The sequence below is a fragment of the Photobacterium sp. 270122K genome (assembly GCF_059941365.1).
This window is the reverse complement of sequence record NZ_JBPOEN010000002.1, coordinates 82,119-102,917: the sequence shown is the minus strand read 5'-3', so window position 1 is coordinate 102,917 and position 20,799 is coordinate 82,119. Positions and strand designations below refer to the sequence as shown.

Genomic DNA, 20,799 nt, shown 5'->3' with positions numbered 1-20,799 from the left:
ACATCCGGAAAGTTGATCATTGTCAGCACTCACCAATAACCTAACACGCTCACCAGATTTAATCGTTGTAGCCACAAGAAGGGATTCAGCGGCAGGGAAAAGGCGGTCATTCCGAAAGAGCCGGATAAAGAAAGGCAAGGCGTGGCAAAATCATAGGGGCCGAAAATAAAAAACGCGCCTGATAAGGCGCGTTTTAATGAAGCATAAAAGACAAAATGATTTCCTTATACGGTTGTAACGGCCACCTGTAACTTCACTTGCTCATCAGCACTGTCGGTCGATTCAAACAACGCCGGCGTATCCAACCCCGTCGATAATGTCGGTGCAATCACGGTACGCCAGCCACCGTCATCCAGACGCTCTTTGACTTTAAACGCAATCGTCACTTCTTCCGCAGAAATCGCGAGCAGTTCAGCACTGCCAACCAGTTCACGCGCACTTTGATCGGCATCTGCCGTACCAAAAAAAACAGTTTCTTCACCCGGCAACAATGACAGTGATGTGTTCACTGACTGCGTAATACCCGATGCACCGGTCACTTCAAAATTCACATCTAACAGCCAGTCAGCCATCGCCAGTGGGCTTAATAGCGCACTGAACAGGACTAAGCCTTTACCCCATTCGTTCATGACTCTTTACCTCTTCTAACGGCTTATCCGCAAATGTATTCCTGACCCGCGAACTGCGGTAGAGGTAAAACCCGAGCCAAAGTGTAAGCAATAAACTTAACGCGCGGGTCCAGCTGAACTCACCGTGGGTGAGGATCAATTGGTACACTTGCAAAGCACAATCAACGGTATAGCTAAACAAAAGGACATATTTACCTTGCTGCCATACCCAATTTATAACCTTATTATTTTTGTGTCGGTAACCGGCAAGCCACATGAAGATCACTGCGGGTAATCCCAGCCCCATCGCCAGATACAAATTTTCAGGCAGTGGGTACAGTATCTCGAGCACTTGCGCACCATGTTGTCGACTGGCCCCCGCCATCACAAAGACAATCCATGCCTTCGCACTAAACCATAAACACAGCCACAACATGGCTGACGGTTTCAACAAGCCATGCTTGTCGTAGGCTTCTATTGGATATAACACTGACTTTCCTCATTAACATTGCTCTTTATGCAATGGAGGTGCGTCAGCCATTTTTCAATAGCCAGCCGGCGGGTCGTCGTACACTTGGTCAATACCTCCTCATCTGAAAAAGCCAAGAAGGTGTTGTTGTCATACCGTATCGTCAAGATAATCCTTTCCACGACTACCACCACACCAAACGCTAAATTCTGTGGCGAACCGCACTATTTGGATATACGTCTTGTAAGCCAGATCACGTTTTTTCCGTTCTAAAATGGCGTTTTTCTAATTTTATTACAGCCATCACAACACGTGATCTTATTCAAATCTCACCACGACATACGCACATTACCATTACTTTTCATGAGTTTATTGCATAACAAAAGCATAAATATTGTGTTCACACCCTGTACATTTATTGAAATATAATTACGTTCTTTAGGACATCTTTTACCACCGCTTACCATTTACTTACGCTATCGGTATAATTTACTTATCCTCATTCTGACTGATAATATTTCATGGCGACGAAAAAAGTACATTCAACTCCCTCACCGGAAACGCAACAAGAAGCGATGAATATTGCCCGCGCCACGCAAAAGCCAGGGCAAACCAAAGAACAAACGAAACTCATCGCTCAAGGGATCCAACACGGCATTGAACTGTATAAAAAGCAGCAAAAGGTCAAATCCCGCGAACGCGACAAACAGCGTAAGAAAGGCACCAAGGAAAAGCCGTCTCTCGTAGACAGCGCAGCAGCCACCACTGCCAATACATCTGCCCAGCACACGGTTCCTGCCCGTACACAGTGGCTACCTTGGGTGTTATTGGTCGCCTCTTGGGTTGGATTCATCATCTATACCCAGCTCTGATTCGCGTACGGCCATATAAGGAGATATCACCATGCGCCCTCACCTTTATCGGACACTCACCTTGGTTGGCCTTAGCAGCCTACTGATGGCCTGTGGCAGTCACGAACATACCGACCCGACCGTTAACCGTTATCACATTAACCAGATCTGCAGCGACAGCCCCAATTGTGTCTCTACCCTGGATGAGAGGGAGCAACATGTGCTGTCTCCTTTTGTCCTCACAGACAAAGGCAGTCACCGTTGGAAGCAAATTCAACGCTTAGCCCTGACGTTGCCGGGTGCCGCATTGGCCGATGAGCAAACGCAGTATTTTCGCGTCGAATGTACCAGCATGATTTTCCGTTTTATTGATGATTTTGAAGTCAAGCGGGAGGGTAATCATTTAATAATCCGCTCTGCATCACGCGTCGGGTATTCCGATTTTGGGGTCAATCGAGAACGTGCCGAACAATTTCGCCAGCATTTACTGACAGCGGGTTACTTAGTGCAAGAATAACGCACACAATGATTAATAATGATTCTCAATGCGATCTATACTTCGTACAGTGATGCATTGAGGGTATATCGATGGACAAAGCCAGTTTCCAACTTTTTTGCCTGCTTGGCCTCGCCAGCATGGTTATCTTGCAAGTGATCGACCTCATTGTCGAATCACACACGCTCTGGCTTTTCCTGCAAGAATGGGGACCGATTGACCTGTTATGGTTAGGTTTAGCCGCCATTGCGCTTTTTTCCCCTCACCGAATGCCATCACGCTGACCTGCCAGCCCGGCGACCTCTTTCATCTGAAGATGAATCCAAAATGACAAAAATAAAAAAGCCATGCTGAGACACCAACATGGCTTTTTGAACACTGCTCACACCGCCTTTCACCCGGTGTAGGCGCGTTTATCGCGCCGATCTTTGAACACTCAGTCTTTGGCTTTGTCTTTACCCAGTGAGAGCAACCACACAGAGACAGCCGCGACTGCGACAAAGCCACTCAGGATAATCACCGGCATGGCCGCGTAACCCAAGGTGTGCCAAATGATGGATTCAAGCGTACTCATTCTTCTCTCCTTTCGTTACTGCCAGCCTTCCACACCTTTCATGTCCGGCAGCTTATGGGCAATCCCCTTGTGGCAATCCACACAGGTTTTATCGCCGGATGCCAACGCCGTTGAGTGCTGCTTCACACTGCGTGGCCCTTGCTCTGAGAAATCCATGAACTCGAACTCGTGACAGTTTCGGCATTCTTGCGAGTCATTGTCTTTCATCCGCTGCCACTCACGACTGGCCAAATGCCCCCGTCGCGCCTGAAACTTCTCTTCCGTATCAATGGTCCCTAATGCATGAGCCACCAGCTCTTTTGAAGCCTGTACTTTACGCACCATTTTGTCGGTCCAATTGTGTGGCACATGGCAATCCGAACAGATCGCACGTACCCCAGAACGGTTAGAGTAGTGCACCGTTTCTTGAATTTCTTTCACGATCGGCGCATGACACCCCGAACAGAATGCTTCGGTATTGGTCGCTTCCATGCCGGTGTTAAATGCACCCCAGAACAGCAAACCGCCCATGAAGCCCATGAATAACACCACGCCCACCGCCACTTTACTCGGTGACGTTAAACGGCGCCAAAATGCCTTTATGATTTTCATCTTTAGCCTCTCTCTGCTTCTTGGCGATGGTTAGCGCAAGGCATCAACACGTTTAAAATCGTTACCGACCAAGGGTTTTGCATCCGCTTGCGGCACATGGCACTGCAAACAGAAATAACGCGCCGGTGACACATCTGACAACACCTGCCCTTCACGTGGCGATTGGTAGTGTGTCACGCTGATCTTGGTGGCACCCATTTCTTTGGCATTTTTCCAACTGTGACAAGCCAAACACTTGTTGGCGTTTTGCGACACTTCGTAGTTACGGATAGTGTGCGGGATCAACGGTGGCTGATACACATAATCGCTATCAATCACCCCTTGGTCACGCGGATATCGCTTCATCGGATCCGCCGCGCGCGTGGTCTCTAACTCACTCACCCCACGCAGTGATTCCACACCACCAATGCCTCCGGGATTATGCAGGGCTTCTGCACTCTGGACAGCACCGGCCACCAACATGCCGAGCGCCATCACCGCAATGATTACTTTTTTCATGTTCTTCTCCGCCTACAGGCAAAATTCAGTCAGCACATGTCCCGCCCCATGCTGTAAGGCCAGCGCGAGACATGCACAAATAAAAGGGATGGCGTCGTTAGACTTTCGTGATTTTAATCGGGCATTTTTTGAAGTCAGTCTGCTTCGATAACGGATCTGTCGCATCCAAAATCAGTTTGTTGACCAAAATGCGCGCATCAAAGAACGGCACAAACACCAAGCCTTCTGGTGGGCGGTTACGGCCACGGGTTTCGACGCGACAACGCACCTCACCCCGACGTGATGCCAGCAGCACCTCATCGCCACGGCGTACACCACGGGCTTTCGCATCTGCCGGGTGGATATAACACACCGCATCCGGTACCGCTTTGTACAACTCCGGCACGCGGCGGGTCATGGTACCGGTATGCCAATGCTCTAACACACGGCCGGTACAAAGCCACAAATCGTATTCGCTGTCTGGCGTTTCAGGCGCGGGCTCAAACGGGGCAAAAATAATGTTGGCCTTGCCGTCTTTGTGGCCGTAGAAACGGAATTTCTCACCGGCTGGCACATAAGGATCCGAACCTTCAGCAAAACGCCATTGGGTTTCTTTGCCATCCACCACCGGCCAGCGCAGACCGCGCACCTGATGGTAAGTGTCATACGGGGCCAAATCGTGACCGTGACCACGACCAAAGCGGGCGTATTCTTCAAACAAGCCTTTTTGGACGTAGAAGCCCTGTGCTTGTGCGTCATCATTCAACGGTTGCGCTTCTGACAGCGGGAACTTGTCCACCTCGCCGTTGCGGAACAACACGTCGTACATCGTCTTACCACGGTACTGAGGGGCTTTCACGAGCAGTTCTTCACCCCACACTTCTTCCACGGTAAAGCGCTTAGAAAACTCCATGATCTGCCACAGATCCGATTTTGCTTCCCCGCCCGCTTGGACCTGCTGGTACCACACTTGGGTACGACGCTCGGCGTTACCGTAAGCGCCTTCTTTCTCCACCCACATGGCCGTTGGCAAAATCAAATCAGCCGCTTGTGCCGTGACTGTCGGGTACGGATCAGAACACACAATGAAGTTGGCAGGGTTACGGTAACCCGGCAGGCGCTCTTCATTAATATTTGGGCCAGCCTGCATGTTGTTATTACACATCACCCAGTAGGCATTGAGCTTACCGTCTTTTAGCATGCGATCTTGCACAACGGCATGGTAGCCCGGCTTCGGTGGGATCGTCCCCTCCGGCAGTTGCCAGATATCTTCCGCAATCGCACGGTGTTTCGGGTTCGCCACCACCATGTCAGCCGGCAAGCGGTGAGCAAACGTCCCCACTTCACGGGCTGTGCCACACGCAGACGGTTGGCCGGTTAACGAGAAAGGACTGTTACCCGGCTGCGAGATCTTGCCGGTCAACAAGTGAATGTTGTACACCAAGCTATTCATCCACACCCCACGGGTGTGTTGGTTCATGCCCATGGTCCACAGTGACATCACTTTACGGTTGGGATCCGCATACTGCTTGGCCAATTCAATCAGTTTGTCTTGTGGTACGCCTGACATCTCAGACGCTTTCTCCACGGTGTATTCCGCCACCGAGGCTTTATATTCTTCAAACGTCATCGGGAACATTTTGCCTGAGTTGGCGTGTTTGGCTTGCTGCTGCAACGGATGCTCATCACGCAGGCCATAACCGATATCGGTTTCGGCGCGTTTGAAATGGGTGTGCTTATTGACGAAATCCCAGTTCACGGCATCGTTTTGGATGATGTAGTTGGCAATGAAGTTGGCAATCGCCAGATCCGTTTGTGGTTCAAACACCATGCCGTTATCGGCCAATTCAAACGAACGGTGGGTGTACGTCGACAACACGTTCACTTTCACATGCGGGTGACTCAGGCGACGATCCGTGATGCGTGTCCACAGTACCGGGTGCATCTCTGCCATGTTCGAGCCCCACAGCACGAACGAATCCGCATGCTCGAAATCGTCATAACAACCCATTGGCTCATCAATACCAAAGGTACGCATAAAGCCCACCACAGCAGAAGCCATACAATGGCGCGCGTTAGGATCAATGTTGTTGGAACGGAAGCCCGCTTTCATCATTTTCGATGCCGCGTACCCTTCCATAACGGTCCACTGGCCAGAACCAAACATGCCCACACCGGATGGCCCTTGCTTTTCCAGTGCGGCTTTCCATTTCTCCGCCATCACATCAAAGGCTTGATCCCATGTGATCGGCTGAAAATCACCGTCTTTGTGGAACTTACCGTCTTTCATACGCAACATCGGCGTTTGCAAACGGTCTTTGCCGTACATGATTTTCGACAGGAAGTAGCCTTTGATGCAGTTCAGGCCCTTATTCACGGGCGCTTCGGGATCCCCTTGGGTCGCCACAACGCGGCCATTTTGGGTGCCCACCAACACAGAACAACCCGTACCACAAAAACGACAAGGCGCTTTGTCCCACTTAATTTTGGTTTCATCTGCACTCACAATTAAGTTCGTGGCAGAAGCAGGCAGCGTAATACCGGCTACAGCGGCGGCCGAAACGGCGGCATTTGCTTTCACAAATGCACGTCTTGTCATTTTCATGAATCATCCTCAGATTGCGCGTCAATGTGTTCGATTTGGTGGAACACTAAAAACGTGGTCAGAACGTGTTCTAAGTTGTTAATTTTATCTATGGTGTCAGTCACATAGCCTTGATTTTCAGTTTCAAGCACCACAATGACCTTCCCTTCTTCGCTGTCGCCATATATCTCGGCGTTGGGCATTGCCTCAATCTGCACTTTCACCGATGCCAGATGCTGAGGTTTAACATGCACCACTAAACTCGAGATGTGCACTTCCTGTAATGATGACATTGCTACTCTCCTTCTGGATGTTGTAGGGCAAGGGTGATGGCCGACGTCGGGCAAACCGCCACGCACGCACCGCATCCGGTACAGGCATCCGCCTCAATCATGGGTGTTGCTACCCCGCCCACTTGCAACTTGAAACCGATCGCCTGTGTCTCACACATATCCCCGCAACTGCGGCACTCAACGTTTTGTTGGGCTAAACACCCTGTGTTAATCGTCGCGGTGATGTGCCACGGTGACTCAGCCTGCGGGCGAAATAACGGCTCCGGACAGGCATCCGCACAGCGATAACAAAACGTGCATTCACCTCGCTGAAAATCGACCATCGGAAACCCCCCGTCCCCTTTGGTGATGATCTGCGTTTCACAGTGCGAGACACATTGATTGCAACGGGTGCAGTGATCGGTGAAAGTGTCTTCATCGACCACCCAAGGCAGACGCGGAAAATCCGGTTGCTGGCGTCGCATGAATAAACGACGACGGGAACGATCAAACATCGACACATCCTTTGTAAAAAGTTATGAACAAAATGATCGTGACGGTTGAAGGGCTCAGCCACTACAACGAGGCACACACGACATATATCGGCGTTAGTTGCGACTAATTTTTCACAAATTGTCACTTTTATATGCGGTAGTGTAAATCTCGTCACAATTACCTAAATACCCCGTTAGGGTTAATTAGGGGGCAAAATTGTTTTAGATCAATAAATCAAATTGATACTCTTCACACTATAAGCACGTGCTGCGCGTTGCAGCGTGACATCGCCACCACACGAAGCCAGAAATCGAACGTCATCCTCCACGGCCCCGTGTGCTCGGTACTCTTTGACTATAGTTGAGACACGCACAGACAAGGGCCCCATTGATGCACCTAAAAGAAGGGAATTATTTGCAGACTCAGCCGCTTAAACCCGTCACCAGTACCATCGCCCGCGCCATGCTGGTGATCGTCCTGCTGTCTGTCCTGACCACCAGCTTCGCCTTACTGACGTTGGCATCCAGCTTAAATGATGCCGAAGCGATCAATGTATCCGGCTCATTGCGCATGCAAAGCTACCGATTGGCTTACGATATCCAAACCCAATCACCACAATTGAATGAACATGTGGTGCATTTTGAGCAATCGTTATTTTCCCCTTCCATGGCGGCACTTAACCACTGGACCGTGCCCAGCAGCATTCAACAGCATTATGATCACCTGATCGCCCGCTGGGCGGATTTGTACCCATTATTGCAAAACGGTCATGAGGCACAATTTCTGACTGACGTAGCACGCTTTGTTGATCGCATTGATCAATTCGTCTACGCGTTACAGGAGTTTTCTATCGTCAAATTGCAGTTATTAGCGATTGTTGGCGGGATCGGCCTGAGTTTAATTTTGTTCATCACCCTGTTCATTATTCACTTCACTCAGCGAAAAATTGTCAACCCACTCAACCAATTGGTCATTGCCAGTGAACAAGTACAGAATGGGCATTTTGATCTGGTCTTGCCGGTAAAAAGTGACAACGAATTGGGCGTATTAGCGGGGGCATTCTCCACCATGGCCAGCGAATTGGGTAAGCTGTATCGCAACTTAGAACAGCAGGTGGATGCCAAAACCCGCCGTTTACGCCAAGCCAATGACTCTTTACAAGTGCTGTATGATTGTTCCCAAGAACTCAAAGAAAGCCGCCTGAGCACAAAAAACTTCCATGCCATGCTGGACACCATGATCACCATCGAAGGGCTGACGGCGGCCAAATTGATCATCGAGGAAAGCAACGGCGCCAATACCGAATTAACAGCAGGCCAACCAACCGATGCCAACTGGCACTATCAAGAATTAGAGATCGACGGCAAAGTACAAGGCCACCTTGGCTGGCAATACACCCTGCCTTGTCCGGATCACAGCCTGATCGAAAACATCAGCCGTACACTGGCGCGCGGTATCTATTACAACCGCGCCCAAAAACAGGCCGAGCAATTATTGTTGATGGAAGAGCGCGCCACCATTGCACGCGAACTGCACGATTCATTAGCCCAGTCGTTGTCTTACTTGAAAATTCAAGTCACACTGCTTAAACGGCAAGTGAACAACCCAGATGCCGCCAATACCGTGATTCAAGAGATCGACCATGGCCTGTCTGGGGCCTATACCCAATTGCGTGAATTGCTCAGTACCTTTCGTCTCAGCATTAAAGAAGCCCATTTGGGCGAGGCGTTACGGGCGATGATCACCCCATTGGAAGCACGAAGCTCAGCGTTGATCACCCTTGATAACCGGTTATCGTCTTTGAATTTGGATGCCCACCATCAAGTGCACTTACTGCAATTGATCCGCGAAGCCGTACTGAACGCCATCAAACACGCAAACGCCAACACCATTACCGTGCGCTGCCAGCAAAATCACGCGTCCTCATCCCCCGCTGAACACGACGCGGAAAGCGTCACGATCAGCATTCACGATGATGGGCAAGGCTTTGACCCCAACGATCACAAGCTCAATCACTATGGCCTTGCGATCATGACCGAACGTGCCTCTCGTTTGCACGGTACACTGACTATAACAACCGCCCAAGGCGAAGGTTGCACCGTCAGCCTTCACTTTACGCCCAAGCCGCAAGGATACAGAGAATGACGTGCTGGAAAATATTGATTGTTGATGATCACCCGCTGATGCGGCGGGGGATCAGCCAACTGTTAAGTTTTGAAGGGGAATTTGAGATCGTCGGCGAAGCCAGCAATGGGGCCGATGCCGTGCAACTGGCACTCGATGTTGACCCCGATTTGATCTTGTTAGATTTGAACATGAAAGGCATGTCAGGGTTAGATACCCTCAATGCAATGCGCCTCGAAGGCATTCAAGCGTGCATTGTGGTACTCACCGTCTCTGACAGTCGCGCTGATATGTATGCGTTGATCAAGGCCGGTGCGGATGGCTATCTGCTAAAAGATACAGAGCCCGATCAACTGATCGCCCTGCTTAAACAAGCCTTATGTGGCGGGCACGCCTACAGCGATCTCGTGCGTGAATGTTTAGCCGACAATCAGGTGCAGGATTCTTTGCTCGATACCCTGACCGAGCGAGAAATGCAGATCCTCAAAGAAGTTGCCCGCGGCCACCGCAACAAGCAAATCGCGGATACCTTGTTTATTTCAGAAGCCACCGTGAAGGTGCACATGAAGAGTTTACTGAAGAAGCTGCAAGTGAAATCGCGTACCGCAGCGACCGTGCTTTATCTCGAAAGCCAAGGTCGATAGGCCAGAACGAAAAGCACATCGGCCAATATTTAGCTAATAAAAAACCGCATCACTGCGGTTTTTTATTAGCAAGAGACCGATGAAATGATATCCCTTTCACGCGACTCGACCCACTGTAGATCAAACGGGCCCCAATCACTCAACTGGTAGTAGCCATCGTTGTGGCGCTTGCCATCTTGAACGAATGCCAATTCAATGCCGAACCCCGGCAAAGCTTTCAACACATCCTGAATGGTGCGGCGTGGCCAACCCGTAATTTCAATCAACTTTGGCACGTTTGGGCGTTCAAGTTGTTCAACTAACAGCGCTAAATAAAGACGACGAGCAAAAACCGGATTCAATTCCATTGAGACCTCCATAATTTGAGGATTTCATTATTCCGTCTTCTGCAAATCGGTTGTTGCGTTCGATCAAATTGAGGCACGATTTCACCTCGCCTCACCGCCGTGTTGAGTGACCCTGCTCACAAAACTTTTCACAAATCATTTAAAAACCATAAAAATAACAACTAATCAACAACTTGAGTGTCGATATCATCCCATTTGTGGTGCGACGCTTAGACACATTCAACGCCGACGCGCCATCCCCGCGCCATACCGCCCCGTTGCGCCTGTTGAGGATTCCCGTTATAAAGAGAGACCAAGTTCACAACATAAGTCAGCCGAATAAAAATGAATACCATTGCTTACGGTATCAAGAACTGCGATACCATCAAAAAAATGAAGAAATGGCTTGAAGCCGAACAGATTGCTTACCAGTTCCACGACTACCGCACGGACGGCGTAGATCGCGACATGCTGACACAATTTGAAGCGGCATTGGGTTGGGAAGCGATGGTCAATAAACGTGGCACCACTTTCCGTCAGCTCAACGACGAACAAAAAGCCGGCCTGGATAAAGACAGCGCCATTGCGCTGATGCTGGAACAACCGGCGATGATCAAGCGCCCGTTGCTGGTGCATAACAACCAGTACCACTTGGGCTTTAAGCCTGATCAGTACCACGCCATTTTCAACGATAAATAATGAAGGATACAAGGATGTCAGACAGCCCCGTTATCGCGCTGGCGAAAGATTTAATGAGCCGCAAATCAGTCACACCGGAAGATGAAGGCTGCCAAGACGTAATGATTGCGCGCCTTGAGCAACTCGGCTTTACGATCGAAACCATGGTGTTTGAAGATACTACCAACTTGTGGGCACGCCGTGGCACACAAGCGCCACTGTTCGTGTTTGCGGGCCATACCGATGTAGTGCCTGCCGGTAACCTTAGCCATTGGCATACTCCACCGTTTGAGCCCACCATCATTGATGGTTACTTACACGGCCGTGGCGCGGCAGACATGAAGGGCTCGCTGGCCTGTATGGTTGTCGCCATTGAGCGTTTTCTGGCAGACCATCCGGATCACAACGGCTCTATCGCCCTGCTGATCACCTCGGACGAAGAAGGCCCGTTCATTAACGGGACCACGCGTGTGATCGACACCCTTGAAGCGCGTAACGAGAAAATCGACATGTGCATTGTCGGTGAGCCATCCAGCACCCATGCCGTGGGCGATGTGGTGAAAAATGGTCGCCGTGGTTCCATCACCGGTGATGTGATCTTTAAAGGGGTACAAGGCCATGTGGCCTACCCGCATTTAGCGGATAATCCTGTGCATCGTGCAATGCCAGCATTAGCTGAATTGGCTGCGACGACGTGGGATAACGGCAATGCCTACTTCCCACCAACAAGCTTCCAGATCGCTAACGTGGCAGCAGGTACCGGTGCTTCCAATGTGATCCCGGGCGAGTTCCATGTGCAGTTCAATTTCCGTTTCAGCACCGAACTGACTGTCGATGACATCAAGCGTAAAACCCAGTCTGTTCTGGACGCGCATGGTCTTGACTATGATCTGACTTGGACATTCAGTGGTCATCCGTTCCTCACCGACAAAGGCACCTTATTGGAAGCCGTTGTCGCTGCGATTGAAGAAGTAAACCACCAGCAACCGGAATTACTGACCACCGGTGGCACCTCCGATGGCCGCTTTATTGCCCGCACCGGCGCGCAAGTGGTGGAGCTGGGCCCGGTGAATGCCACTATCCATAAAGTGAATGAGTGCGTGAAAGTCGCGGATTTGGAAAAGCTGACGGACATGTACCAGAAAGTGTTGGAAAAAGCCCTTTGATGTTCACACATCCTACACATGCTCGGCCCCACACGGCCGAGCAACTGACAGGCCAAGACACCAGCCATCTTGTGGTCATTAACCCGACCACCGGCCAACTCGTGCATACCGATATGGCACCGGCCATGCTTGCCTTACAAGCCGCTGCGCTTGAAGCCGGTTTTGATATGCGACTGGCCAGCGCGTTTCGTCCGTTTGATCGCCAGCTGTGGATTTGGAATAACAAGTTCACCGGCCAGCGACCTATTCTGGACTGCAATAGCCAACCACTGGATACCGATGCATTAAGCGATATCGAGAAAATTCATGCCATTCTGCGTTGGTCTGCCCTGCCGGGTGGCAGCCGCCACCACTGGGGCACCGATGTGGATGTGTACGCCGCCAACTGCCTACCAGAAGGCACTGCTCTGCAATTAGAGCCGTGGGAATATGAAATCGGCGGTCACCAGCATGCCTTCGCACAGTGGTTACACCGCACCATGCCGGATTATGGTTTTTACTTACCTTACGCCGAAGAGCGACAAGGGGTTGCCTGTGAGCCTTGGCACATCAGTTACTTTCCGGTCAGCCAACACTTACTGCAACAACTCACACCAGACATGCTCAGACGCACACTGCAAGACACCGACATCGCCGGAAAGTCGCAGATAGTGGCAAACATTGATATTCTGTATGCAAGGTACATTGCAAATATCAGTGAGGTCTAAATGGAATGGCTATTTAACCCTTGGGTGATCAGCTTCATCGTCGTCGCAGTGGTCGTCAGTAATATCGCCGCATTGAAGTACACCGCCCACATGAAATTTGGCCAGCGCGATAGCGTGAAAGGCACCCACGAGAAAAACAAACGCGAGCAAGAGTTGGATGATCTGATCAGTAAACAGGCAGAGAACGACAAAATCACCCGCCGTCATGAGAAGTAATTAAGCGTATTAAGGGGCGAGTTTGCGAGGGACGAGTAAAAGCAGAGATAGAGCAGGAACGAAAGGCAGATGTGGTCCTGTGGCCCTGTGGCCCTGTGGCCCTGTGGCCCTGTGGCAGGATGTTTGATACTGTCGTAGATACAAACACTTACATCCCTATTCATGCCTCACGCTCACGGTTCCGAGCTCTTCCATAGGGCCTCAGGGCCGCTCTTGCTTTCTCGCGCTTAACCCGCTTTTCCTCGTCCCTTTAGACTCGCCCCTGCTCTCCACATACAAAAAATCCCCAGCCTTTCGACCAGGGATTTTATAATTCACCGCGTATTATTTCTCAGTCAGCCTTGTGAGAACAAAGCACAAGCGCGGCGTTTATGACCATAAATGAGTACTTTCGATGCAGTTATCGCTGATTCTGACACAGTGAAAGAGATTAAGCCCGAGAAAGGTAGTCCGCGATGCCAACCCACTTATAGCTCGTCAGCTCTTCCAACCCCATCGGGCCACGGGCATGCAGTTTCTGCGTCGATACCGCCACTTCTGCCCCTAAGCCAAACTGCGCACCATCGGTGAAGCGTGTTGACGCATTCACGTACACGGCAGCAGAGCCGGCAGCATTGACGAAGCGCTCTGCCGCGATCAAGTCGTTGGTCATGATCGCATCCGAATGGCTGGCGTTATGCTTGCGCATATGCGCGACCGCTTCTTCTACGTCTTTCACCACTTTCACGCCAAGCGTGTAGCTAAGCCACTCTGTGTCAAAGTCACCGTCAACGGCACTACGCAACGAAGCAGCTTTACCTTCAAGCAGTGCATAGCTGGCGTCATCGGCCACGAACGTCACTTTGCTGTGGTTCAGACGCTCTGCCAAACGCGCTAGGAAAGCTTCGGCCACGGTTTCGTTAACCAGTAGCGTATCCAATGCGTTACAGGCTGATGGACGCTGTACTTTCGCATTTTCAACCACGTCCAGTGAGCGAGATAAGTCCGCACTCGCATCCACGTACACGTGGCTGATACCGAAACCGCCAATGATCACGGGAATGGTGCTGTTTTCTTTACACATTTTGTGCAGACCGGCACCACCACGAGGGATGATCATGTCTACGTACTGATCCATTTTCAGCAACTGACCGACCAATTCACGGTCCGGCTGTTCAATGTACTGCACCGATGCCGCAGGCAGACCCGCTTTATCAAGAGCCGCTTGGATCACTTTGACCAACGCCATGTTGGAATGGAAGGTTTCACGGCCACCGCGAAGGATACTCGCGTTACCGGTTTTCAGACACAATGCGGCGATGTCGATGGTCACATTCGGACGTGCTTCATAGATCACGCCCACCACGCCCAATGGCACACGGCGACGGCTCAAACGCATGCCGTTTTCCAGCACTTTGCTGTCTAGCTCAGCGCCGACAGGGTCGTTTAAGCTGATCACATTACGTACATCGCCAGCGATACCGGCCAGACGATCTGCATTCAACAGCAAACGGTCAATCAAAGCGTCACTCATGCCTGACGCTTTTGCCGCATCAATATCCAGCGCATTCGCTGCCAAGATAATATCTTGGTTCGCTTCCAGTTCATCAGCGATGATCGCCAATGCACGGTTTTTCTGCTGGGTCGCCGTGGTCGCTAGCGTAAATGCCGCTTGCTGTGCCGCTTGGCCCATCACTTCAAGATTCATGTCTTCTTTCCTTTTCGCGGAATTCGGTTCGCGTTAAATAACGACCAAGTCGTCACGGTGGATCGCCACCGGACCGTACTCATAGCCCAATACCTGATGAATATCCTGGCTGTGCTTGCCGGCAATTTTCGCCAAGTCTTTACTTGAGTAACGACTGATCCCACGGGCAAGTAACTCGCCGTTGGCGTTAAAGATACGCGCCACTTCACCGCGCTCAAAGTCCCCTTTGACCAAGGTGATGCCTTTAGATAACAAGCTGCTGCCTCGAAGCTGTACGGCGGCGGCGGCGCCATCATCAATGATGATGTCACCGGCTGGCGGAGGCCCAGCCAAAATCCAGCGCTTACGGCTTTCTAGTGGGGATTCAAGCGGAAGGAAACGGGTACCGACAGACTCGCCTTTGGCTAAATCAGCGACCACATCCGGACGGCTGCCCGCAGCGATGATCACTTCAATACCGGCACGGCGTGCCACATCAGCCGCTTGCAACTTGGTGGCCATGCCACCGGTGCCCAAGCCACCGACACTGCCACCGGCAATTTTGCGCAGGGTTTCGTCAATGGTGTGCACTTCACGGATCAGTTCTGCATCCGGATTGTTGCGCGGATCCGCCGTAAACAGGCCCGGCTGATCGGTCAGCAGCAACAATTTATCTGCGCCGGCCAAAATACCGACCAAAGCTGACAGGTTGTCGTTGTCACCGACTTTGATTTCGGTTGTTGCGACCGCATCGTTTTCGTTCACGACAGGAATAATGCCGTTATCCAGCAATGCCACAATCATATCGCGCGCATTCAGGTAGCGCTCACGATCGTCTAAATCGGCACGGGTTAACAACATCTGGCCAATGTGCAGACCATAGATCTCAAACAGGCTTTCCCATTCTTGGATCAAACGGCTTTGACCTACCGCCGCCAACAATTGCTTGCTGGCCATGGTTTTGGGTAGCTCGGGGTAGCCAAGGTGTTCACGACCGGCAGCAATCGCACCGGAGGTCACAATAATCACTTTGTGGCCGTCACGACGTAGCGAAGCACACTGGCGAACCAATTCAACCATGTGTGCGCGATCGAGTTTCAAGGTACCGCCCGTTAATACACTGGTGCCCAGTTTAACAACGATAGTTTGTGAAGTCTGTTCGACAGCTTGGTGGTGTTGCACCGCGTGTGCCCCCGCCAAATCCGTCTTCTGTCCATTGAAGGAATTTGTCTCTGCCATTGGGATCAATCAAAAATGATGAATAGACAGATGTTGTATCAATACCCTTCTTAAATCACAAGAAAAATGCACCAACTCGGCGCATTTTTCTTCAGTGAAATCGCAAAATGAGCATTACGCCGCGCTGCCCAGCTCAGGCTCTTTCAGCGATTTGGCCGCATTGAGTGTCAGTTTGAGTTCATCCTGAAGCAAACTCGCCAATTTAGGATAAAAGGCTTCCAATGTCTGGACGACAGCTTGCTCATGTTTGGCTGGTAGCGCATCTTTTACCCACTCACCATCACCGTTATAACGGCCGAAAAAGTACTGATACTCAAAGCCGGTGTCGGTCGGTGTCATGGTTAACCACCACCCCCAAAACTCACGCTCTTCCGGGGCTTTTTTGGCGCTGATACAACTGGCGAGGCAGTCAAAGAAGAAATGGCCATCCGATGATTTCGGTTGGCGCAGGTACGGGCCCAATGCCGTCAATTTAGTCATCAGGCGTCCGTGTGGCGGAAAAATGCTGTCTGTACTCATAAAAACTGTCTCCATCCCTAGTCTATGTCATCATGGTGGTATCCCACCTTGATCGCTTTTCAGTACAGAGGAATACCGTCCTCTTTATATATACCATTTAAGCCATAAAACGACGGCATAGCAACACTTTATTTACAAACCAGACAGCCAGGCGGTCAGGCTAATTTATCTTTCAGCCAGTCCACCACCGCGACCATGGTTCGGTGATAGCCATCATGCAGTGGCGTTTCCGGCAATTGCAGCGCCTTCCCCCCACGGCTCGACATCGCCACCAATTGGTTATCAAACTCACTGCACACCGGATCCCCTTTCAGGCCAATGGCCAACATCGGAATGTCCAGCTTGCGGCGTCCCAACAAGCCTTGCAGTTTCAACGACCAAGCTGGCAAGTGTGAGGTCAGGCTCTTTTTTGAGACCCCGTGTTTACCCATGCGTGACGCAATCATGTCCAGATACATCCGCGGCATCGCATCCAGGCGTTTGGGATCCGCCAGAGAACTGTGCAGCGCACCGCCGATACTGATGGCCGTTTTCAACCGCGATGGCTCAAGGAAAGCCAAACGGATCGCGGCATTCGCCCCAAAACGTAACCCCAACATCGCCACACGGGTATGATCAACCCAAGGCACCTCTTTCACTTGCTGCAGCAAGGCCTGATGCAAACGGCTGGTGTCTTCGGTTAAAGACCAGTGACTACTGTGACCGACAGAAGGCATATCCAAGGTGATCATGGCAAACCCTGCCGGGCCGAAATAGTCACGGTACAAGCGCAGCAGATCCGATTGCAAGGTATCTAAGCCGCCGCTGACAATCACCGTCGGTAACAGCTTGTCGGTACGCGGCAAGTGAATAAACGCCTGGAAGGTTTTGTTTTCGTATTTCACATCAATGGTGCGCATCTGATGCGGCAGGTACGTCATGGCATCGCGGTAGGTTTGGTTGGCTTGCACTTCGGCTTGCGCGGCTAAACCATCCCCTTTCAGGTGCGGGTACGCCGCAATGCTGTAATACATGCTGGCAGACAACAACTGCTCGGCAGCTTGCTCGGGCGCATTATTGTCTAGCAAAGCGCGGGCGGCTTTTTGGTATTGCCCGCCGATTTGGCTCCATTCATACACCCAGTTACCCGGCTTATAGCCAATGACGGTATCCAATAATTCGTCACGTGTGCGAGGGGCATCGGCGTTGGCCATACGGGCAAAAATGGCTTCCATTTCAATAGGATCAATACCTTGCCAAATCCACTGAGGACGGCGGAGTACACGGTACCAGCCCGCTTCACTGTCGCCATCTAACGCATTGTGTACAGGGGTATCCACCACATGGGCGAGCTTAACCAAACTGGAGGTTTCTTTGGTGGTTTGCCGAGGGGCAAAAAGCTGTTCGGAAAGGTTCTTTTTAGACGAGTCAGACACGGTAGGCTCCAAGTGATGTTGTCATGCCACAGCAACGCAGGCATCCTCTCTCAGAGTATATCACTTCCCCTTCCTTATGAGGGTAACACGTTATCACGATTGAAAAAAAAGGAGCCATCAGGCTCCTTTTTTATCTGTCTTTAAATCACTCTCGGGGCTTATCGCTTCGCGATAGGCTCAACGAAAGTCACGGCCATATCCCATGGCTGTTCGATCCACGTGTCTTGTGCGATATCGACAACATAGTCATCAACCAAATGCTTACCAGCAGGTTTCGCACAAACAGTCACGAACTTGGCTTTCGGGTACATTTGACGGATCAATTCTGCTGTACCGCCCGTATCAACCAAGTCATCGATCACGATGAAGCCTTCACCGTCACCTTCCGCTTGCTTCAGAACTGTCATCTCACGCTGATGATCGTGGTCGTAGCTTGAGATACATACTGTATCAACGTGACGAATACCAAGTTCACGAGCCAGGATCGCAGCAGGAACCAAACCACCGCGGCTCACCGCAATGATGCCTTTCCATTGATCGGCAGGCAGCAATTTTTCTGCCAACTGGCGGGTATACATTTGCATGTTATCCCAAGTGATGATGAACTTATTACTCATATTCGATGAACCTCTGAGTCAGCGGCATAACCGCTGCGTGGATGTATAAAACTGTTATAAGAAGATAATTTTAGCAAGAAATAGGGAAGCAATAACCCAGACACTTACATTAATATCTCGTCCTTTGCCGCTCATGACTTTCACAGCTGCATAGGTGATAAAACCAAGACCAATACCTTCTGCAATGGAATATGTCAGAGGCATTAGTAAACACACGACAACAACCGGTGCCGCTTCTGTTAAGTCGCGCCAGTCAACGCTCACCAATCCTGACATCATCAGAATCGCGACGTAGAACAATGCGCCTGCCGTTGCGTAAGCTGGCACCATACCCGCTAATGGGGCAAAGAACAGAGCCAGCAAGAATAGCACACCGACTGTAACGGCTGTTAGCCCTGTTCGGCCACCAACTGCGACACCCGACACACTTTCAACGAAAGAGGTGGTATTTGATGTCCCCAATACCGCACCCACAGAGGTTGCCGTACTGTCAGCCAACAGCGCGCGATTCAAACGCGGCAGTTTACCGTCTTTATCCAGCAAGTTACCTTTTGTTGCCACGCCGACCAAGGTGCCAGCCGTGTCAAACAAATCAACAAACAAGAAGGCAAAAACAATTGAGATCATGCCCACTTCAAACGCGCCGGACAGATCCATTTTCATGAAGGTCGGGGCAATGCTTGGTGGCATTGACATGATACCGCTGTACTGGATGTCACCAAACAGGATGCCCAATACGGTCACCACAAGAATGGCAATCAACACGGCCGCTTTATAGCCACGGTGTACTAGCGCAATGGTCAGGAAGAAACCCAGACCTGCCATCACAGAAGAGAAACTGGTCAAATCACCCACGTGTACCAAGGTCGCTGGGTTATCGACAACAATGCCGGAACTCTGAAGCGCGATAAACGCCAAGAACAGACCGATACCCGCAGAGATACCCGTACGCAATGCATGCGGAATGGCGTTAATGATCCACTCACGGACACGCAGTACGCTCAATGCGATGAAGCACAAACCCGAAAGGAAAACCGCACCTAATGCAACCTCCCACGTGTGTCCCATCCCCATCACCACGCTGTACGTGAAGAAGGCGTTCAAGCCCATACCCGGAGCCTGCGCAACCGGATAGTTAGCGACAAAGCCCATGATAAAACAGCCGACCATCGCCGCCACACAGGTAGCAACAAAGACAGCACCTGCATCCATCCCCGTTTGTGCCAACATTGTCGGGTTCACAAAGATGATATAGGCCATGGTCAAAAAGGTCGTTAGACCCGCTAACAGCTCGGTGCGGACATCCGTACCGTTTTCTTTGAGTTTGAACAGTTTCTCAAGCATTGCTCTCGATTCCTTGGAGATATTAAGCAATTGTTGTGGCACAAGGCACCGTCGGCAGCAAAGACGCCAACCGTCACCTCACTAAACTGAAATAGAAAACGTTTGCGCGCTCTCTTTTTAGGCGGGGATTATATGCTGGAAAAATGTCAATTTCCAGAAAATAACGCAACTATCAGTAGCGAAGGGCGACAAGCGGATAAAAAAACGGCGGGGGATCGAGCAGCATTAAATCAAAAGATTTAAAATCAATAACTTGAGACAATATCCGGCAGGGTGTTTTTTGCACACATTGCATTTATCTGCATTGCGCAATCGATAATATCACCCTGTTAAGCCCTGTATTTGCCACATTAAACGCGGTGTAATCGACTACACTGCAAATGATGAGATTGATTACATTGATTTTTTGGAGAGATAAAAAAAACGCCACTCCAATTGGAAGTGGCGTTAAGAATGTGACTATAACCGAAATGCGGTTATCAGAAATTCTCAAATAAGGGGGTGAACAATACTGCTCTCTCGCTGATAGGTCAGGCCTTATCAGCAAAAGATAAAAAATTAGTAACCGAACGAACTTGGGTAATGGAAGTTGCCGGTGTAAACAGCGCGGTTATTCCAAAAAGTAGCAACAGATTCAAATAGTTTCATTTTGTATCACCATAAATATTAAGTAATTAAAACACATAAACAAGAGTGCTCAGCCGTTTGGCCTGACTTAATC

The 20,799-nt window shown here is 50.6% G+C and carries 25 protein-coding genes; 9 read left to right on the top strand and 16 right to left on the bottom strand.

Annotation, left to right across the window (positions count from 1 at the left end):
• Positions 1-224 precede the first annotated feature (224 nt).
• Both ACSF8W_RS03685 and ACSF8W_RS03680 read right to left on the bottom strand, forming a co-directional pair.
• Positions 225-629 (bottom strand): hypothetical protein, encoded by a 405-nt coding sequence (locus ACSF8W_RS03685; protein ID WP_500845165.1) that lies wholly within the window; start codon positions 627-629, stop codon positions 225-227.
• Positions 613-1,098 carry a DUF2919 domain-containing protein gene (locus tag ACSF8W_RS03680; RefSeq protein WP_500845163.1) on the bottom strand — a complete coding sequence of 162 codons (486 nt, stop codon included), beginning with the start codon at positions 1,096-1,098 and terminating at the stop codon, positions 613-615. The genes ACSF8W_RS03685 and ACSF8W_RS03680 overlap by 17 nt, the downstream gene beginning before the upstream one ends.
• A gap of 500 nt (positions 1,099-1,598) precedes the next feature.
• Here ACSF8W_RS03680 and ACSF8W_RS03675 point away from each other — a divergent pair, with 500 nt between their 5' ends.
• The 3 genes from ACSF8W_RS03675 (at position 1,599) to ACSF8W_RS03665 (ending at position 2,708) form a co-directional block, all read left to right on the top strand.
• Positions 1,599-1,949 carry a DUF2956 domain-containing protein gene (locus ACSF8W_RS03675; RefSeq protein WP_500845161.1) on the top strand — a complete coding sequence of 117 codons (351 nt, stop codon included), beginning with the start codon at positions 1,599-1,601 and terminating at the stop codon, positions 1,947-1,949.
• Positions 1,950-1,980: 31 nt separating this feature from the next.
• A complete protein-coding gene (locus ACSF8W_RS03670; protein WP_500845159.1) occupies positions 1,981-2,445 on the top strand; it encodes a DUF1499 domain-containing protein in 465 nt (154 codons plus the stop codon).
• A gap of 71 nt (positions 2,446-2,516) precedes the next feature.
• Positions 2,517-2,708 carry a hypothetical protein gene (locus ACSF8W_RS03665; protein WP_500845157.1) on the top strand — a complete coding sequence of 64 codons (192 nt, stop codon included), beginning with the start codon at positions 2,517-2,519 and terminating at the stop codon, positions 2,706-2,708.
• A gap of 152 nt (positions 2,709-2,860) precedes the next feature.
• On the opposite strand, the gene ACSF8W_RS03660 is transcribed toward ACSF8W_RS03665, so the two are convergent.
• The 6 genes from ACSF8W_RS03660 to napF form a co-directional block, all read right to left on the bottom strand.
• Positions 2,861-2,998, bottom strand: a complete 138-nt coding sequence (locus ACSF8W_RS03660; protein ID WP_500845156.1) for a TIGR02808 family protein — start codon at positions 2,996-2,998, stop codon at positions 2,861-2,863.
• Between the two features lie 15 nt (positions 2,999-3,013).
• A complete protein-coding gene (locus tag ACSF8W_RS03655) occupies positions 3,014-3,589 on the bottom strand; it encodes a NapC/NirT family cytochrome c (protein WP_500845154.1) in 576 nt (191 codons plus the stop codon).
• Between the two features lie 30 nt (positions 3,590-3,619).
• Positions 3,620-4,087, bottom strand: coding sequence for a nitrate reductase cytochrome c-type subunit (locus ACSF8W_RS03650; protein WP_500845152.1), 468 nt, complete (start codon positions 4,085-4,087; stop codon positions 3,620-3,622).
• A 97-nt stretch (positions 4,088-4,184) separates the two neighbouring features.
• The gene (napA, locus tag ACSF8W_RS03645) at positions 4,185-6,671 is read right to left on the bottom strand and encodes a periplasmic nitrate reductase subunit alpha (protein WP_500845150.1); all 2,487 of its coding nucleotides are present in this window, start codon (positions 6,669-6,671) and stop codon (positions 4,185-4,187) included.
• The gene (locus ACSF8W_RS03640) at positions 6,668-6,943 is read right to left on the bottom strand and encodes a chaperone NapD (RefSeq protein WP_500845148.1); all 276 of its coding nucleotides are present in this window, start codon (positions 6,941-6,943) and stop codon (positions 6,668-6,670) included. Before ACSF8W_RS03640 ends, napA begins: the two co-directional genes overlap by 4 nt.
• Before the next feature lie 2 nt (positions 6,944-6,945).
• A complete protein-coding gene (gene napF, locus ACSF8W_RS03635) occupies positions 6,946-7,437 on the bottom strand; it encodes a ferredoxin-type protein NapF (RefSeq protein ID WP_500845146.1) in 492 nt (163 codons plus the stop codon).
• Between the two features lie 370 nt (positions 7,438-7,807).
• Between napF and narQ the strand changes: the two genes are divergently transcribed.
• Both narQ and ACSF8W_RS03625 read left to right on the top strand, forming a co-directional pair.
• A complete protein-coding gene (gene narQ / locus ACSF8W_RS03630; RefSeq protein WP_500845144.1) occupies positions 7,808-9,562 on the top strand; it encodes a nitrate/nitrite two-component system sensor histidine kinase NarQ in 1,755 nt (584 codons plus the stop codon).
• On the top strand, positions 9,559-10,185 hold the full coding sequence (locus tag ACSF8W_RS03625; protein ID WP_500845142.1) for a response regulator: 627 nt from the start codon (positions 9,559-9,561) through the stop codon (positions 10,183-10,185). The genes narQ and ACSF8W_RS03625 overlap by 4 nt, the downstream gene beginning before the upstream one ends.
• A 65-nt stretch (positions 10,186-10,250) precedes the next feature.
• Here ACSF8W_RS03625 and ACSF8W_RS03620 read toward each other — a convergent pair whose 3' ends face one another.
• Positions 10,251-10,532, bottom strand: a complete 282-nt coding sequence (locus ACSF8W_RS03620) for a winged helix-turn-helix domain-containing protein (RefSeq protein WP_428476639.1) — start codon at positions 10,530-10,532, stop codon at positions 10,251-10,253.
• A 324-nt stretch (positions 10,533-10,856) separates the two neighbouring features.
• On the opposite strand from ACSF8W_RS03620, the gene ACSF8W_RS03615 reads away from it, so the two are divergent.
• From ACSF8W_RS03615 to ACSF8W_RS03600, 4 genes are read left to right on the top strand one after another with little or no spacing between them, the layout of a single operon-like run.
• Complete coding sequence (locus ACSF8W_RS03615) at positions 10,857-11,210, top strand: ArsC family reductase (protein ID WP_500845140.1); 354 nt, start codon at positions 10,857-10,859, stop codon at positions 11,208-11,210.
• A gap of 14 nt (positions 11,211-11,224) precedes the next feature.
• Positions 11,225-12,355 (top strand): succinyl-diaminopimelate desuccinylase, encoded by a 1,131-nt coding sequence (dapE, locus tag ACSF8W_RS03610; RefSeq protein ID WP_500845138.1) that lies wholly within the window; start codon positions 11,225-11,227, stop codon positions 12,353-12,355.
• Positions 12,355-13,062, top strand: a complete 708-nt coding sequence (locus ACSF8W_RS03605) for a M15 family metallopeptidase (protein WP_500845137.1) — start codon at positions 12,355-12,357, stop codon at positions 13,060-13,062. Before dapE ends, ACSF8W_RS03605 begins: the two co-directional genes overlap by 1 nt.
• On the top strand, positions 13,063-13,278 hold the full coding sequence (locus ACSF8W_RS03600) for a DUF2897 family protein (RefSeq protein ID WP_500845135.1): 216 nt from the start codon (positions 13,063-13,065) through the stop codon (positions 13,276-13,278). It begins immediately after the preceding gene.
• Positions 13,279-13,708: 430 nt separating this feature from the next.
• On the opposite strand, the gene ACSF8W_RS03595 is transcribed toward ACSF8W_RS03600, so the two are convergent.
• The 7 genes from ACSF8W_RS03595 to vcdP all read right to left on the bottom strand — a co-directional run bounded on the left by ACSF8W_RS03595 (position 13,709) and on the right by vcdP (position 20,726).
• Positions 13,709-14,965: a glutamate-5-semialdehyde dehydrogenase gene (locus ACSF8W_RS03595; RefSeq protein WP_500845133.1), complete on the bottom strand. Its 1,257-nt coding sequence runs from the start codon at positions 14,963-14,965 to the stop codon at positions 13,709-13,711.
• A 33-nt stretch (positions 14,966-14,998) separates the two neighbouring features.
• Positions 14,999-16,183, bottom strand: coding sequence for a glutamate 5-kinase (proB, locus tag ACSF8W_RS03590; RefSeq protein WP_500845131.1), 1,185 nt, complete (start codon positions 16,181-16,183; stop codon positions 14,999-15,001).
• A 114-nt stretch (positions 16,184-16,297) separates the two neighbouring features.
• Positions 16,298-16,702: a sigma factor-binding protein Crl gene (gene crl / locus ACSF8W_RS03585; protein ID WP_500845129.1), complete on the bottom strand. Its 405-nt coding sequence runs from the start codon at positions 16,700-16,702 to the stop codon at positions 16,298-16,300.
• Between the two features lie 155 nt (positions 16,703-16,857).
• On the bottom strand, positions 16,858-18,117 hold the full coding sequence (gene frsA / locus ACSF8W_RS03580) for an esterase FrsA (RefSeq protein WP_500845127.1): 1,260 nt from the start codon (positions 18,115-18,117) through the stop codon (positions 16,858-16,860).
• A gap of 158 nt (positions 18,118-18,275) precedes the next feature.
• Positions 18,276-18,734 carry a xanthine phosphoribosyltransferase gene (gpt, locus tag ACSF8W_RS03575; RefSeq protein ID WP_428476630.1) on the bottom strand — a complete coding sequence of 153 codons (459 nt, stop codon included), beginning with the start codon at positions 18,732-18,734 and terminating at the stop codon, positions 18,276-18,278.
• A 54-nt stretch (positions 18,735-18,788) separates the two neighbouring features.
• Positions 18,789-20,078, bottom strand: coding sequence for an NCS2 family permease (locus tag ACSF8W_RS03570; RefSeq protein ID WP_500845125.1), 1,290 nt, complete (start codon positions 20,076-20,078; stop codon positions 18,789-18,791).
• A gap of 558 nt (positions 20,079-20,636) precedes the next feature.
• Positions 20,637-20,726: a small protein VcdP gene (vcdP, locus tag ACSF8W_RS03565; RefSeq protein ID WP_489685889.1), complete on the bottom strand. Its 90-nt coding sequence runs from the start codon at positions 20,724-20,726 to the stop codon at positions 20,637-20,639.
• Positions 20,727-20,799: the final 73 nt, after the last annotated feature.